Source organism: Sodalis sp. dw_96, from assembly GCF_018449575.1.
GTDB lineage: Bacteria > Pseudomonadota > Gammaproteobacteria > Enterobacterales > Enterobacteriaceae > Acerihabitans.
In genome coordinates this window covers 13980-28904 of sequence record NZ_JAAVUT010000010.1, presented here as the reverse complement: position 1 = coordinate 28904, position 14925 = coordinate 13980, and the positions used below count along the sequence as shown (strand labels likewise).

Here is a 14925-nt window from a genome sequence, read left to right as displayed (position 1 = left end):
CGAGTAGTTCGCCACCTCTGAGATTTAGCCACCAACACACGGGGAATTTCAACCAGGCTAATTTCACTGGTAATGCCCGCTACGCGCATATTCACAAAAGGAAAAAGGTTAGCAAGCAATCACATCAACAGGGCAAAGAATGCATAGGCAGTGGGACGTCGATGAGGCTCGGGCCAGCGAGTCCTCAGTGTGGTTTTACAACGAGGGCAAACCGCTTTAGTGCCGTCACGTAGCATGGGTAGCGCCACCAGCAAATCACACTAGGGACATAATATGTGGTTTTCATGCTGATGAGAGCACACTGCATCACTCCTCTTGCATTTTCATCGGCACCGCATATCAATAGATACGGCGTTCAGTATATTCTTTGCAGTGTATCTGCTTCAGCGGATCATTCAACGACAGCTATCATGCGATGCCGCGCTGTCGCATCTTTGAACGTCGCGCACAAACACGTACCATCGCGGTGACCCCATTGAGACTGGATTTCAAGACAAACCCACCGGGTCATCCTAATATTAACGAGGGTCAGGCTTGATACGCGGCAAGGTGTCATAGTCACCATGACAATTTTGCATCAATCCAAATATTATTCAACACTCGTTGAATAATAAGATTAACAAGTGGTAAAGTCAACGGACTCGGTCGAACTGAAAAAACACCAGGAATAGAGATAATGATGGCAGTCGACAACCCTCGTAGACAAAGGGGCAGACCGCGCAAATCGCAAACGCCCAGATCCGCGCTGATCTTGGAGACCGCACTTAATATTTTTTCCAGCTATGGTTTCGAAGGCTCGAGCTTACGCCAGATTGCGTCAGTGGCCGATGTCGATGTCGCGCTACTTTCTCATTTTTTCGGGTCGAAGCTCGGTTTGTGGAAAGCGGTCATTGACCAAATAGCTGATCAAGTTGTTGCAATAATACTTGCCATGGATCATGAAAATAATGGTGCCCTATCGGAGGGTGAGTATTTTCGTCATGTGATGGAGCAACTTATCGATCTGGTTTGTGACACCCCGCTTATGGCCAAATTTATGGTGAAGGAAATCGCACAGCAAGATGAGCGATCTGAATATGTCTACGAGCGGCTGATAAAACCGCCCCATGATCTTCTTTTGCCATTGATCAAAAAAGCGCGTGATGCCGGGGACATCGGTGACACCGATCCTGAGCTGTTTTTCTTTGTGTTCACTGGCTCGATCGCGATGACAGTAGCAACCCGCCCTTTCATCGTTCGTTTTTCGCCGACTGCAGCTCAGGATGAAGCGTTCCGCCGTGAGCTAAAGCGCACTGTATTCAGACAACTGGCGCTGAAAATTTAAGGCAAGAGAAACCATGTCCACCGCCCAATTAAATATAATAAGCGTCTTACTGGACTGGTTAGAAGATAATTTGGATCAGCCTCTCTCTGTGGATGACGTTGCCGCAAAGGCGGGCTTTTCCAAATGGTATCTGCAACGCATGTTCAAGTCGGTCACCGGCCATACCCTCGGAGCCTATACCCGGGCACGACGGTTATCCCGGGCCGCACTGGCACTACGCTTCACACGCCGCTCCATTCTGGATATCGGGTATCATTATCATTTCGACTCACAGCAAATCTTCACTCGTGCTTTTAAGCGACAATTTGCCCAAACACCGGGATCCTACCGCTGCGCCGCAGACTGGCCTTTGGCGGGGCTGTGTCCGCCTTTACGACCGAAAGCAGGCAGTCTACCTAAGCCCGATTTCGTTATCTTGCCCGAAACACGTCTGTTCGGCATAACCAAAAGTTATTCCAGCTCCCTGGAGGAAATTGATGATTTTTTTCGTCGAGACATCAGGACACCGCTCTGGCACCAGTATCTGCAAAAAGCAACAACCTTGCCACCTAGGCTTTACGGACTGAATTGCCTGGTCCCTGGCGGAACAAATGGGCGCCGCCAAGATATGATCCTTCATTACACTACCGCATGGGCAAACCAATTGCTGCCAGCGTATATTTCGGAAGGACAAACAGTTGTGCTCAATGGGGGAACATATGCGCAATTTACCTATGAAGGACTTGCCGAGGGACTGCAAAATTTTATTTTGTGGGTCTATGATACGTCTATGCCAATTCTGGAATTGACGCGCCGTCAGGGCCATGATGTTGAGCGTTTCTATCCACAACCAGAATTCCAATGCTCTGCTACTTGTTTAATACACTGTGAATATCTTATTCCCATTCGCTGTTGACGCTACATTGCATAATTTTATCATATGCAATGACAAAAATCGTGACTTAGCAAAAAAGACTTTATCGACGAAAATCGCACGTTCCGCTAATTTTTATTGGGATCCCTTATCGTAGCACTCCTTGCTGAAGGTAATGTTATCAGCAACCACGCGGATCCCTAAGACCAGCGATCGTCGTTTTGAAATTCTAGCTATCATAAATATTTACCACAAACTTATATTGAGAGCAGGATATTATCTGCTTTATAGCTGAGGTTATTGGTGATGGTACAGACCAGGACTTGCATTTGCTGGTCGTTTAACAGCAGGTGAAGATGGATTATTTTCTAGGTTCTGTAATTTCAATCACCTATTTCACTCGCTGTTAAAAAATATATAAAACTCTTGAAATAATAAGCGTTACTTAACTGTCCACGCTTCGGAAAACGCGCCGTTTTCAAATAGTTCTGTTAATCCCGTAAGTTGCTTAAGCCTCAGCACTTCATCAGCATCCATACCTAATTCCTTAGAAATTTTGTCATCTTTCCATCCTAATCGTGACAAATCCCTGACAATCTCTGACATAGCCATTATCTGGTGCTTTCCTCGAGCACGATTATGGCGAATGGTGGCGGCGATGCGGTCGGTTTTGCCCGATTGGCTGTCCCTGATACAGGTGACGGGAAGGTAACCTTTCAACCGGGTACGAAGAATTTTTTTTTCTTTTCCTAATAGACTGCGGTGAAAACCGTCCACGACAATATATTGGCCCTTTTCTTTACAAACCACCACCGGCTGAGTATAACCGTCCGTGTCAAGAGAAGTGAATAACAATCTTTTTTCCGACGGTGCCATGGAATTAGGGTTGTAATCGTTAGCCGCCACCATGTCAGCTTTAACCCAAAGAATACAGTCGACAGGCTCTTCATTGAAGGGGCTTTGCTCGTGCAAAAATTGCTTCAGGGTATTGATTGCCACAATGCGTTCATCCGCCGTCATAGTGGTAAGCATGTCGGCTAGTGGTTGGAAAAAATCCTCAATTTTCATAGAATCCCCCATTCCTTACGTTTTTCCTGCATACGCTGCAGGTAGCGGTCATAGTGTTGCGCTTTGTTAGGGCTGAATGACAACGTATGGCACCAAAAGTCATTACGAATAAGCGTCTTACAGATGCGGCGCCAGGAAGGGATATCTTTGGCGCTTAAATCCTTTTCCTGCTCATCGGGAATATCCACCGGGAAACCGCGGCTTTGGTACCACTTCAAATAAATGGCAATCTTATTGCGGTAATGTTCCGACGTTTTCTGCGGCATGCTGTTCAGCAAGAATAAAGCGTAGCTTTTCCAGCTATGATGGGCCGGTTTGGTTAATTTGCGGTTACCATAAAAGTTTCCGGTTTGATTAGCATAGAGCGCGCCTGAATTAGCGCCAGCCACGCGCAGGCATGCTTTTTCCCATAAGTCAGGCTCAAGTACATGATAAAGCCACAACCCCTTGCGTTGTTCTGGTCCGAAAGGTTCGCAAATGCGCATCGCGCGAAATGGCACGCCGGCTTGGAACATGAGATCATAAAGCGGATTATAGATGCATTTGAATTTCGCAAAAAAATGCCAAATATCGTTCACTTTCCAGTCGTAAATAGGATAGGCATTATAAACAAAACCTTCTTGTGACGCCGTTGTCCAGGGTTTATCATCTGCGTAGCGAAGTTTGGAATAAGAACTGATCGCAGCAAAGCGATTGAGTGATTCATCGGTACGTATGCCGATTAAAATCGCCGCACTTTTTTTTTGTGCAAACCAACTCGCAAACGCGGGAACAAATGCCTCAAAAGTCATGGCATGTCGGTAAAACGGAAAAAAAAGGGGATCGGTTATAGCATCAGCAGGTGGTTGACGAACCCAATCGGTGCCTGGTTGCCAGGCTATCCATTCGGATTGGTACTGGGAGACGCCATTGACCGTTGTCAGCGGCAACGCTACCCAAAAGAAGTGTTCGATACAATCCGCGTAGAGTCCTTTCATTCTCTGGATATGGTTAATTGTAAAGGAAAACTGCACTTCCCAATCAATGAAGAGCACAGTGAAAGTCCGCTTTTTTCGTCGGGCAATTTCAGCCACCAGGTGCAACAATGCGGTAGAATCCTTGCCGCCAGAGAAGGATACGCTTACACGCTGAAAAGTATCAAAAATCCACGTAATCCTTTCGAGGGCAGCTTCATAGACGTTTTTCCCCAATCCTATTTTTTTGCCCACCCCCTCCCCCTGTGGAAATAATATATCAATTGTCAGATAACTTTTTACGTTGTATACCATTTTACAATGGTGTTATTGGCATTCTGTGCACTATATTATTATTCGACATGACAACGTTTAAAACATAAGTATATCTGATGAATCATCACTCCCTGTTTGAGCAAGAATATTATGAATTTCGTTGTTTTCGCCTATTTAAAGTGATGCACTACCAATGCATCACTAAAATAAAAATAACCAATTGTGAACAATATCACATTAATAAGAAAAATCATTTGATTGATATTTTACTGGAGAAATGAAATGCCTCATTGTTGAGTGAATACTCTCGCCGCTTTATTTTTAATGAATAATTAATTTTGAGTGATATAATGGGTGCCTATGCTTACCATAAAAAGGAGGTTATAAATTTTATTGTATCCACCCCAAAGTATTGAGCATTTTTTGCATACCACCTGCTTATAAAGCGAGTAAGATTTATAGTGCTTAAAGCTTTCGTATCTATCCACAGAAGTGGTGTTTTTCTATTGACCTATCGGAGACGGTAGGTATTTTTTTTGCATTTGATAACACATATGTTTGTTATCTTTTTACCTGTGGTTTTACCTTTAATCGTTTCTATTGCCAACGCAATTGACTTACCGGATTGACAATATACGCAGAGATAAGCAATAAAATCGCATAAAAATTGATATGCTAGTCACAAATTCTGTAAGCGGATGGCGATCTCGCGTTGCCTGGATAAAATAGCCGCACATACAGATTAGCGGTTAATCAGGGCGTTTTCCGGTAACGTTGCAGCTCGATATCGACGGATCAGTGCTTCCAACATTTCCGGCAACATGGATTTGAGAACATGGGCAACCCTTAACGAACCATTGAGACCCACCCTACCATTATGCTCCCTCACTCTTATGGCTTTGCTGTGAGCCTGGGGCATGTCGAATTTGATCACGCAACTCATCCGGTGCAAAAACGATATTGCTTATTTCGCTGATTGCGATCACTGATTTCGGCGATCGGAAAGGGGCGAAACATGCAACGATATTCATCTGGATCATCTGTAGTGCATTACGTCGTGCAGCTATAGCCGTTTTACGGCATGCCTTCAGCACAGGCAGCGCTTCAATAATTCCGCTACGTGTTTTAGGTGTGACGGTACGTATACGTGAGGAAGCAGCGTGTACGGAACTATCTGCATCGATCGTGTCGCTTTTACCTCGCTTACGACGTTCCATTTTAACCGGTGACATGACCTCCAGGACTTCAGTTCCGGCTTTTTAAAGCTAACGCAGCAATCCTGCGCCGTATGAGCCCGTACATTCGACACCGATACGCACCACCGTTCCAAAAGATGCCATCCAGGCCAGCATTTGTCGGTGTCCCTGTCGTGTTGTTGCGAACAAAGCGCTATCTTTTGGCGTAACGAGTGACAAAAGTCTCAACAGCTTCGACGACCACGCGGTCAGTCTCTTCTTGATCGAGTACTATGTTGCAGTCCCAGAGCTTTGGCCAGAAAACAATGTCATTGATCATTGCAAAAAGCTGTCTAATGGCCAGGTCGCGATCCGCAATATCCAACAGGCCTTGTGCACAAGCCTGTTCAAGATATTGAGCAATCTGTATGAAATAAGGTTGCTGGGCGTGAAGACGCATAACCTGACCCAAATCCGGAAAATGTGAAGCTTCGGCGATGACCAATCGGAAGAATGCTACGGATTCAGCCTTTGCCGTTTCAGATATCAGGATAGGCAATCTTGAGGGCCAATGCGGCGCCGGCGAATACTTCCGATCCCCCGGCAGCCAGCGCAGTCACCTGCATAACAACGCGAGGAGCCTGCATTGGCCGAAGTCATGCAGCACTTCACATTCTCGCTACCCTTGGCTTATCTTAAGGAATCCAACCCTGGTAAGGGGGGCAGCACACAATTTTTCGATAAATACCATTCAGTTAATTTTTCGGGCAATGCTAATCCAGGAAAAGACTCCTTCGATATTTCACATGCAATTTCATTTATTCGGTTTTCTTTAATTTTCAGTGCAAACTCCGGCTCAATTAAGGCTTCTCGGCCAATTGCCACAATATCACCATGCGCCAGTGCCTTTGCAGCATCTGCTGCAGAAAACACATTTGAGATTATAAGGACCGCACACCGGCCATTTGCTTGTTTTTTAACGAGCTGGCCAAACGATTCTGATGTTCCTGAAGGCTGCGCATCATAGTTGCTGAAAATAGAAAGATGGACATAATCTACTTTACGTTTGATGACTTCTTCAACTAATTGAAGAACGTCCTCAAAAGAATAGCCTATATTTTCTCCATGGATTTCTTGCGGTGAAAATCGATAGCCGATGATGAAGTCCTTTTTGGCAAACTCTTCAACGACGCTTTTGACTTCCTCAACCACAGCTAAGGGAAAGTTCATCCGATTTTTTAAACTTCCACCCCATTTGTCGATTCGATGGTTAGAATATGCGGAAAAAAACTGCTGAATCAGATAATGATTTGCACCATGGATTTCAATGCCATCGAATCCAGCCATAATGGCCCTTTTTGTCGCATGGCCGAAATCCTTTATAATTTCATCTATTTCACCTGACGTCATTTCGCGGGGAACATAGGAAAGAAATGGAAAATCAATGGCACTGGGGGCAATCACTTCCCCGAGTGCCGCATAAGCAACCGCCGCCTCTCGTCCGCAATGATAAATTTGTAGAATAGCTTTACTGCCGTTCCCTTTAATAGCTTTAGCTAAATTGGCTAATCCTTTTATATGTTTATCATCAGAGACTGAGAGCTGATGGTTAAATCCGCGACCATTTTCATTAACAACTGCCGCACCGGTAATTATCAGCCCGGCAACATTAGAGCGCGTTTGAAAATAGTCTATGTCTTGCTGGGAAACAACCCCATCTCTGGTAGATCCTTCCACTACCATTGGAGCCATGGCTATTCTGCTTTGAATAACGGCACCATTCCTTAGTATCAAAGGCTCAACCAATGTTTTGAGATTAATACTCATGTTCTATCCTCTGTTTTAATACTTTTTTATGATCAAACATATGAAATACATATCGCTGACTTTTAGAAAAAGCCAAGCCATCTAGATTCGAAATATTTTTGTGCACTGGAAAATAATAATTCATCGAATTACCAATCTGTAGGCAAAAAATGCTTGAGTAGCGAAATGACGGTAAAGTTTTCTGTCTGCTAAATTAATTTTAAAAAAATGTATTCATTTTTCCCTACTTCGTTACCATATAGTGCTGTCAATTTAAAATATTATGAAATATTTCTAGGCGCAGTTGCCGGGACGTAAAATGGAGACCACATATATTACGCCGGTTCCGTCACCCTCGCGGCAAAAAAAGGCACCATATCCGCGTGACATTGAAACCCGGCAGGATAATTTCGTCCGCTCCGCCTCCCGCGATCCCGGAGCAGATATATAAACAGGCTGACAATGTTAGCGGCAAAATCTTCAATCGGACATAAAATCGTCGCGCCGAGCCTGGACCATCGGCCCGATTGGGCCCTCGAGCGGTGCATCAAGATTAGCGATGGGGAATCGCTCACTCATTTTTGGCCGACGAAAATCGATACGCTCAATTTGTGCCACCAGATCCGCTTTTTGTTCCGGCGCCCCCTTGATATTGTAGTCGGGAAAAGTACGCAGTGAACTGTAGTCAGAATAGGCGGTAACACCAACATTAAGCCGCTCGGGCAGATCGGGGCGGATCACCTGATCGATGATCCGTCACTCCCTGATACCCTCGGGACGGTGTAGCAGCGTGAACAACTCGCCCGTCCGTGCAATCCTGAGTTCTACCCATCCCTCCTGAGATTCCAGAATTTTTAGCACCGAGCGAGAATTACTGGTGGTCTTGATCTCATAATGAGGAGGTTGCTCCCATTTAGGGACCCAACCGCGGACTTCATGCGTCTTCCAGCCACTCAACGCGGCTGGGAATCCAGCTATTGGATCGTTCGGCGCGCCAATTGCAATTCACCGATGAAGGCGAGCTGCTTTGCCGACGCGGTATCGGCATCATCGACCAGTTCAACGTTCTGCTGGAGGAGCTTCACGCCCGGCGTCATGGCATGGTGGGCAAGCTGACCAATAATGCCCCGTTTGGTTTCGGCCGGCGTTATGTCGCCTCGGTGGTTGCCGCGTTTCGCCAGCGTTATCCAGAGGTGGAGATCAGGATGACACTCTCCGATCAGCCGCTGGTGGCCAGTAGCGACCGTTTTGATCTGGTGATCCATATCGGCGAGCTGCGCTCTTCAAATTTGATTAGCCATTACATTGCGCCTAACCGGCGCATAGCCTGCGCCTCTCCCGGTTTTGTCGAGCGCCATGGTTTGCCTGAACACCCCAGTGATTTGGCGATAATGCCCACCATCGCCCTGCATGAAAATAATGAGGATGTCACCCTGTGGCAGTTCCGCCAGCGGCGGACCACCGTCAATATCCGCACACAGCCGGTATTGATCAGCAATGACGGCGAAGTGATCCGCCAATGGGCGGCGGAAGGATTGGGCATCATTATGCGTTCGGAATGGGATGTCGCCGATGCGTTGGCGCAGGGCATGCTGGTGCAATTGTTGCCGGACTGGAAACCGCCCGATGCGAATGTGGTGGCATTGACTCACCAAAGCGCGGGGCTACCGGAACGGATCCGGGCCTTTATGGGCATGATGCAAGAGCAGTTTCGTCCTCACTCGCCCTGGCGCTTGCGGCTGCGGGACCTGGCATCCCGCAAGTGAGCATCAGGATTGAAGCCCAACGTTTGAATAATTCAAATCTTGAATTCAATCAGATGCGCCATAGTGAGAAAAACCCACCGAGGGAAACATGAGTGGGCTTTTTGCCGTTATCGAGCCAGAGTACGCCCTAAACTTGCCTGCTTCCTTCCAACGCCGCTTCCCCCACCCTCTGCGCCGACTCAGCCGCTAGCGCGGTGATATCGATTTCCACCAGACTGCCCGCTTTTTTGATTATTCTTGCGTCGGCGATAACGGTATCACTGGCGTGGCGGATTGCACCATTTGCAATGAAGAACTAAGCTGCCGAATGTCTGCATCGGCAAAAGCAGGCTGGCGAATATTGTGTGCCCGGTTATGGACCGTGGTAATACCCGCATTTACGGCTTCCGCCAATCCCAGCCGTACCCCCAACGCAAAGAGCACCAGAGTGAAACGCGTGCTGGTTTTGATTTGGGACTTTAAAAAGGACAACCGGGTATGACCTTTTTCTACCCTATGCATTTTGATGGCCAGGGCGTAATTCAAGTCGCTTTAATGGACCCACGATAAACAAATAAGAAATGGCGCCTAACATGCCCATGGCCCCCACATACAATATGGCAAGATTAAATGATCCGGTTCGTGAAAGAATAAAACCGATGCATAAAGGAGTAACAATACTGGCGATATTTCCGAAAAAGTTAAATACGCCGCCAGCCACACCCAGTACCTCCTGAGGTGAGGTATCACTAAGAATACACCAGCCGATATTGCCAAATCCCTTTGAGAAGAAGGCTATACTCATGACGATGACGACGGCCACATCAGACTGAACATAATTAGCCAAAATAATGATGCATGAAAAAATCATACCCGCCATAATCGGGATCTTTCTTGCTACGGTTAAGCTATACCCTTTTCTCAAGAGAAAATCTGAAAAAACCCCGCCCATCAATCCGCCGATAAAACCAGCCACTGCGGGGATTGAAGCCACTAATCCTACCTTTATGATGGACATGTTCCTTGCCAAGTAGAGATAAGTCGGGAACCAGGTCAGGAAAAACCAAGTGATAGCGGTGAGGCAAAACTGACCAATATAAACGCCTATCATCATTCGATTGCAAACCAACATTCTTAATTGTTTTAGGCTAATCGACGTTTTTTTATCATCAGAGCTGAGATCAGGAATACCACCGCCGTCTCTGATATACTCTAATTCAGCACTGTTAACGCCTTCATGTTTCCGAGGATCGCGCACATACCATAACCACAATGCGCCTAAAACCATGCCGCTGCCACCGGCCCAGTGGAAGATAGAATGCCAGCTCCAATTTTTAAGAATAAATGTCATAATCGGCGTAAATATGCCAAGGGCAATATATTGCGCGGCCGAATAGACCGATGTTACAAAGGCGCGCTCGTTATTAGGGAACCATTGAACGCTAAGCCGGCTATTAGCGGGAAAAGCCGGAGCCTCAACCATACCCATGAGGAACCGCAGTCCGAACAGGATCAGAAAGGCATTGGAAAACAAATGAACGTAACCTTGTAAAAAAGTCAATAATGACCAAACAATCAGCCCATAACCATAGACTAATCTGGCACCATATTTATCCAATAGCCAACCACCCGGTAATTGAAAAGCGACATAGGCCCAGCCAAAGGCAGAAAACGCCCATCCCATGGTCGCCGCGTCGAATCCTAACTCTTTACTGATAAAAGGGGCGGCCACAGATAATGTTGCTCTATCGATATAATTAAAAACCGTGGCGGAGAAAAGGAAAATCAAAATAACAAATCTTATTCTGGTCCTTTTTTCTTTTTGTAAATTCACTTGATATTCCATAGCAGTATCTCAGGGCAGTAGAGTGATAAGTACATGAATACCACAAAATTTCATGAATCCTTTTTCATGATGATTTAGGTGTAATTTATAATTTTTTCGTCCGCCGAATTTAGTAACGGATTGTTTATTTCTTATCGCAGCGCAATATGCCGCCATGGGCGGTCTGCTCTTCGGTGATTTCATGCATCACAATATGCACAGAATCACGCTGGCATCCTAAAGAACTCATTAATGCTTCGGTAACTTTCTCCACCATGTCTCTTTTTTGATTTAAATCTCTACCGGCTAAAAAACTGATTATCACATTAGGCATTTTATTTCCTTAAATCACTATTATTTATAATTTACGTTAAACCAAACGTTTCGTAGTAACCGATTTTGCCGTTGTTGTCTTCAATTCCTGTCGCGTGAGCGGCCCTACGATAAAGATATAGGATACTGCACCAATAATACCCATAGAACCGACATAGAGTATCGCCAGATCAAATGAATGGGTTGCCTTCAATATAAAGCCAATCACCAGGGGCGTTAAAATCCCTGCGATATTTCCGAAGGTATTGAATATCCCGCCCGCCAAACCGATAGCTTCTTTTGGCGAGGTGTCGCTCAAAACGCACCAGCCCAGATTGCCGAATCCTTTGGAGAAAAAAGCCACGCTCATCGCCAAGACCACAATGACGTCCGACTGAGTATAATTGGCAATGATGATGGTACAGGACAATAACATGCCCAATATGATAGGAAATTTTCGTGCAAACGTTAGACTGGATCCCCGACGCAGTAAATAATCGGACAGCACTCCCCCGACAATTCCGCCAATAAACCCTGCCAATGCCGGAATAGCGGCAACCAAGCCAACCTTAATGATTGACATTCCTTTAGCTTCGTAGAGATAAGTCGGGAACCACGTGAAGAAAAACCAGGTTATCGATGTTAAGCTGAATTGACCGATATAAACCCCAATCATCATTCTGTTGCAGCACATTGCTTTGACCTGAGGCCAGGTTATTTTTGGCTTACTTCCCCGCTCTTCTGAACCTAACGCCGGTATCCCACCCCCTTCTTTGATGTACTCGATTTCCGCCATGTTCACTTTTTTATGTTTTACCGGGTCGCGGACATATACCAGCCATATAATGCCGAATACTGTCCCAAGGAGCCCGGAAGAATAAAATGCATAATGCCAGCTGAACGTATGGATAAAATAGGTCAACACCGGTGTAAAGACACCCAGTGCAACATAAGGCATCGTTTGATATATGGAAGTTGCAAATCCGCGTTCATTGTTAGGAAACCATTGAACCGTTAAACGGCTACTGGCCGGTGTTCCCGGAGCCTCGGCCATTCCCATGAAAAAGCGGAATATAAATAGCATTAGAAAAGCAGAAGGGAATATATAAACGACTCCTTGTAAAAAGGTGAAAACCGACCATACGATGACCGCGATACCATAAACCAATCGTGAACCGTATTTGTCCAGCAAGACGCCGCCGGGTATCTGGAATATCATATAGGCCCAGCCAAAGGCGGAAAATGCCCATCCCATCGCCGCCGCATCGAACCCTAACTCTTTGCTCATCAGCGGGGCGGCGACCGACAGCGTTGCCCTGTCGATAAAATTAACCAGCATGGCGGCGCCAATAAACACCAGCATCGTATATCTTATATTGGTTTTCTTTACTAAAGCGTCCATCGTGACACTCCCGCAAATTTATTATTATGATTAAATCAATTCTCTATAAGATGAAAGAATTTGTGTCTTTAGAGACGTTGCCAGGGGGCAAAGAGGAGGACGAACAGTCTCCCAGGTACTATCGTTTAAGATATAGCTCAGCAGCGTTTTCACTGTAGGAATGGTATCGCCCAAAGACACGATATTCCTAACCGCCGCCAATTTCTCCTGCGCTTTGCTGCCTTGCTCGCTTTGGTAATGAGCATAGATCTTAGCAGCCAAAGACGATGCAATATTAGTTGTTGCTGTTATACAGCCAGCGCCTCCTATTTTTAGTACCGATTGGAAACTTGCGTCAGCGCCTGAATAGACTTCGAAACCCTCTTTAGAAAAATTGTCAATATAAGCCCGGGTATTTTCAAAATCACCGCTGCTATCTTTCACTCCTTTTATCTTATGCGGATACTTTTTTATTAAAAGTTCAATCAAATCTATTGTAATAGGAATTGACGATTGCTGCGGAAAATGATAGAGGTAGATTTTTATATCCCCACCCACGCGTTCAATGACTTCACTGTAATAATTTAGCAACCCGGTAACAGAAGGTGATTTATAATAAAATGGCGGCAATAATAAAACCCCTTTACACCCCATTCGCTCCGCATGCCGGGTTAATCTCACCGTACTGGGAATATCGCATGTGCTGGTCCCCGGTAACATTTTTTCAGCGGGGATATCGCCATCCACCATTCTTTCCAGCAGCATTTCTCGCTCATTAAGACTCAAGGAATGTGTTTCTGCGGTGGTGCCCAACACCGCCAATCCGTTACATCCATTATTCAACAGCCAATGAGCATGGGCTACCGACTTTTCATAATTAACCGATAAATCCTTGTTCAAGGCTGTCAGGGCTGCGGCATTAACACCTGCGAAATATGCGTTATTCATAAATACTCTCTTAAAAAGCTGAGCATCAAGCCCAGCCAATCATTATGCTTTTGCAACGGGTTGAATTTTCTGTCGGCTTAAATATATTATTTTTCAAACACGTGCCGTTGAGTGGCATGGGCATTAAGCCATTCCCAATCATATGTCACGCCCAGGCCCGGACCATCAGGTACCGTCACTCGCCCTTGGCTGTCTATTGAATCCAATTCATCTTGATAACCGCACGCATAGCAAGGGGGTAAAATATTCTTCAATTTGGGCCCCACTTCCGCCAGTTCATAAAAGTTGGTATTGCGGATCGAAGCCATCAGTTGTCGATGAGCCGGCCCCGGCGCGTGGATCTCGACGTCAAGCCCGAAGGCTTCCGCCATATGCGCGGTTTTCAGCGCCCCGGTGATGCCCATATCATATTCAGGATCGACGCGGACAAAGTCCGTTCCTCCGGCCAGGATAAAATCACATTTTGCTTCCAATGCCCGCACATGCTCGGTAATCAACAACGGGGTTTTAATTAAGCTTCTTAATTTTTTATGGGAAAATGCGGACAATGAGTTATCCCGATAAGGATCTTCATACCAGAAAAAGTTGGCGTCATCGCAGGCGTGCCCTACATATAAAGCATCGGCAAACGTTTTTAAATCGGAGGCGGCGTCATACATCAACTTCATCTTATCGCCTACGGCATTACCCAGCGCCCGGATCAACGACGCCTCGCGCTGTGCATCGCCATCAAACCAGCCATGATGTTTAAACGCGCGATAGCCCATGTCATAACAAGCCGCGGCAAAGTCGGTAAACGCTGCATTGCTATCAAACATTCCCTCGTCGCCGTGATATGTGCTGGCGTAGGCGGGAAGTTTATCGCGATACTGACCAATCATACGTGAAATGGATTTCCCGCATTGTTTACCGGCAAGATCCCATAACACGATATCCACCGGCCCTTGTCCCATATGGTCCATATGGCAAAGACGGCGATTCCATTCCGTATAGAATGCTTCCCGTTGATCCGAGTCTCGCCCAGGTAAATCGCCGGCAAGCATCAATGTTTGCGCCAAAGCCGGTTTGGTGCCGCCCCACAGGGCCACGTATTCACCTCGCGAGCCGTCATCACAGTCCACCACCAGCGCGTATTTAGACAATCTCAGGGTTGATCCTTTAACGTAGCCAACGTGATTATGCGCATTTTTAAAAGCCGCCCCCATATCTTTGACATCATAGCTAAACTCAATGACTTCAACTCGATTAATAATTGGCAT

At 46.1% G+C, this 14925-nt stretch carries 14 protein-coding genes and 2 pseudogenes; 3 read left to right on the top strand and 13 right to left on the bottom strand.

Annotated features, from left to right (window positions below; translation table 11 throughout):
• Positions 1-20 precede the first annotated feature (20 nt).
• Positions 21-236 (bottom strand): annotated as a pseudogene (locus tag HB631_RS27070) (paraquat-inducible protein A); the annotation flags it as partial.
• Positions 237-676: 440 nt separating this feature from the next.
• Here HB631_RS27070 and HB631_RS15735 point away from each other — a divergent pair.
• The gene (locus HB631_RS15735) at positions 677-1324 is read left to right on the top strand and encodes a TetR family transcriptional regulator (protein ID WP_213992122.1); all 648 of its coding nucleotides are present in this window, start codon (positions 677-679) and stop codon (positions 1322-1324) included.
• A gap of 13 nt (positions 1325-1337) precedes the next feature.
• Entirely contained in the window at positions 1338-2219 is an 882-nt protein-coding gene (locus tag HB631_RS15730; protein ID WP_213992121.1) for a helix-turn-helix domain-containing protein, read from the top strand.
• A gap of 399 nt (positions 2220-2618) precedes the next feature.
• On the opposite strand, the gene HB631_RS15725 is transcribed toward HB631_RS15730, so the two are convergent.
• From HB631_RS15725 to HB631_RS15700, 6 genes and pseudogenes are all read right to left on the bottom strand, one after another.
• Positions 2619-3257, bottom strand: coding sequence for a ParB/RepB/Spo0J family partition protein (locus tag HB631_RS15725; protein WP_213992120.1), 639 nt, complete (start codon positions 3255-3257; stop codon positions 2619-2621).
• Positions 3242-4513 carry a DUF3440 domain-containing protein gene (locus HB631_RS15720; protein ID WP_213992119.1) on the bottom strand — a complete coding sequence of 424 codons (1272 nt, stop codon included), beginning with the start codon at positions 4511-4513 and terminating at the stop codon, positions 3242-3244. Before HB631_RS15720 ends, HB631_RS15725 begins: the two co-directional genes overlap by 16 nt.
• A gap of 878 nt (positions 4514-5391) precedes the next feature.
• Positions 5392-5856: pseudogene (locus HB631_RS15715) on the bottom strand (transposase); the annotation flags it as partial.
• A gap of 7 nt (positions 5857-5863) precedes the next feature.
• Entirely contained in the window at positions 5864-6208 is a 345-nt protein-coding gene (locus tag HB631_RS15710; protein WP_213992118.1) for a TetR/AcrR family transcriptional regulator C-terminal domain-containing protein, read from the bottom strand.
• Positions 6209-6339: 131 nt separating this feature from the next.
• On the bottom strand, positions 6340-7476 hold the full coding sequence (locus HB631_RS15705) for a hypothetical protein (RefSeq protein ID WP_213992117.1): 1137 nt from the start codon (positions 7474-7476) through the stop codon (positions 6340-6342).
• Between the two features lie 459 nt (positions 7477-7935).
• Positions 7936-8196 (bottom strand): hypothetical protein, encoded by a 261-nt coding sequence (locus tag HB631_RS15700; protein ID WP_213992116.1) that lies wholly within the window; start codon positions 8194-8196, stop codon positions 7936-7938.
• A gap of 236 nt (positions 8197-8432) precedes the next feature.
• Between HB631_RS15700 and HB631_RS15695 the strand changes: the two genes are divergently transcribed.
• Positions 8433-9221, top strand: a complete 789-nt coding sequence (locus HB631_RS15695; protein WP_255557041.1) for a LysR substrate-binding domain-containing protein — start codon at positions 8433-8435, stop codon at positions 9219-9221.
• Between the two features lie 231 nt (positions 9222-9452).
• On the opposite strand, the gene HB631_RS15690 is transcribed toward HB631_RS15695, so the two are convergent.
• The 6 genes from HB631_RS15690 to HB631_RS15665 form a co-directional block, all read right to left on the bottom strand.
• Entirely contained in the window at positions 9453-9722 is a 270-nt protein-coding gene (locus HB631_RS15690; RefSeq protein ID WP_213992115.1) for a hypothetical protein, read from the bottom strand.
• Complete coding sequence (locus HB631_RS15685; protein ID WP_213992114.1) at positions 9715-11046, bottom strand: MFS transporter; 1332 nt, start codon at positions 11044-11046, stop codon at positions 9715-9717. The genes HB631_RS15690 and HB631_RS15685 overlap by 8 nt, the downstream gene beginning before the upstream one ends.
• 124 nt (positions 11047-11170) lie before the next feature.
• Positions 11171-11359, bottom strand: coding sequence for a tautomerase family protein (locus tag HB631_RS15680; RefSeq protein ID WP_213992113.1), 189 nt, complete (start codon positions 11357-11359; stop codon positions 11171-11173).
• Between the two features lie 36 nt (positions 11360-11395).
• Positions 11396-12739 (bottom strand): MFS transporter, encoded by a 1344-nt coding sequence (locus tag HB631_RS15675; protein ID WP_213992112.1) that lies wholly within the window; start codon positions 12737-12739, stop codon positions 11396-11398.
• A 30-nt stretch (positions 12740-12769) separates the two neighbouring features.
• Entirely contained in the window at positions 12770-13666 is an 897-nt protein-coding gene (locus tag HB631_RS15670; RefSeq protein WP_213992111.1) for a dihydrodipicolinate synthase family protein, read from the bottom strand.
• 86 nt (positions 13667-13752) lie between these two features.
• Positions 13753-14925, bottom strand: a complete 1173-nt coding sequence (locus tag HB631_RS15665; RefSeq protein ID WP_213992110.1) for an enolase C-terminal domain-like protein — start codon at positions 14923-14925, stop codon at positions 13753-13755.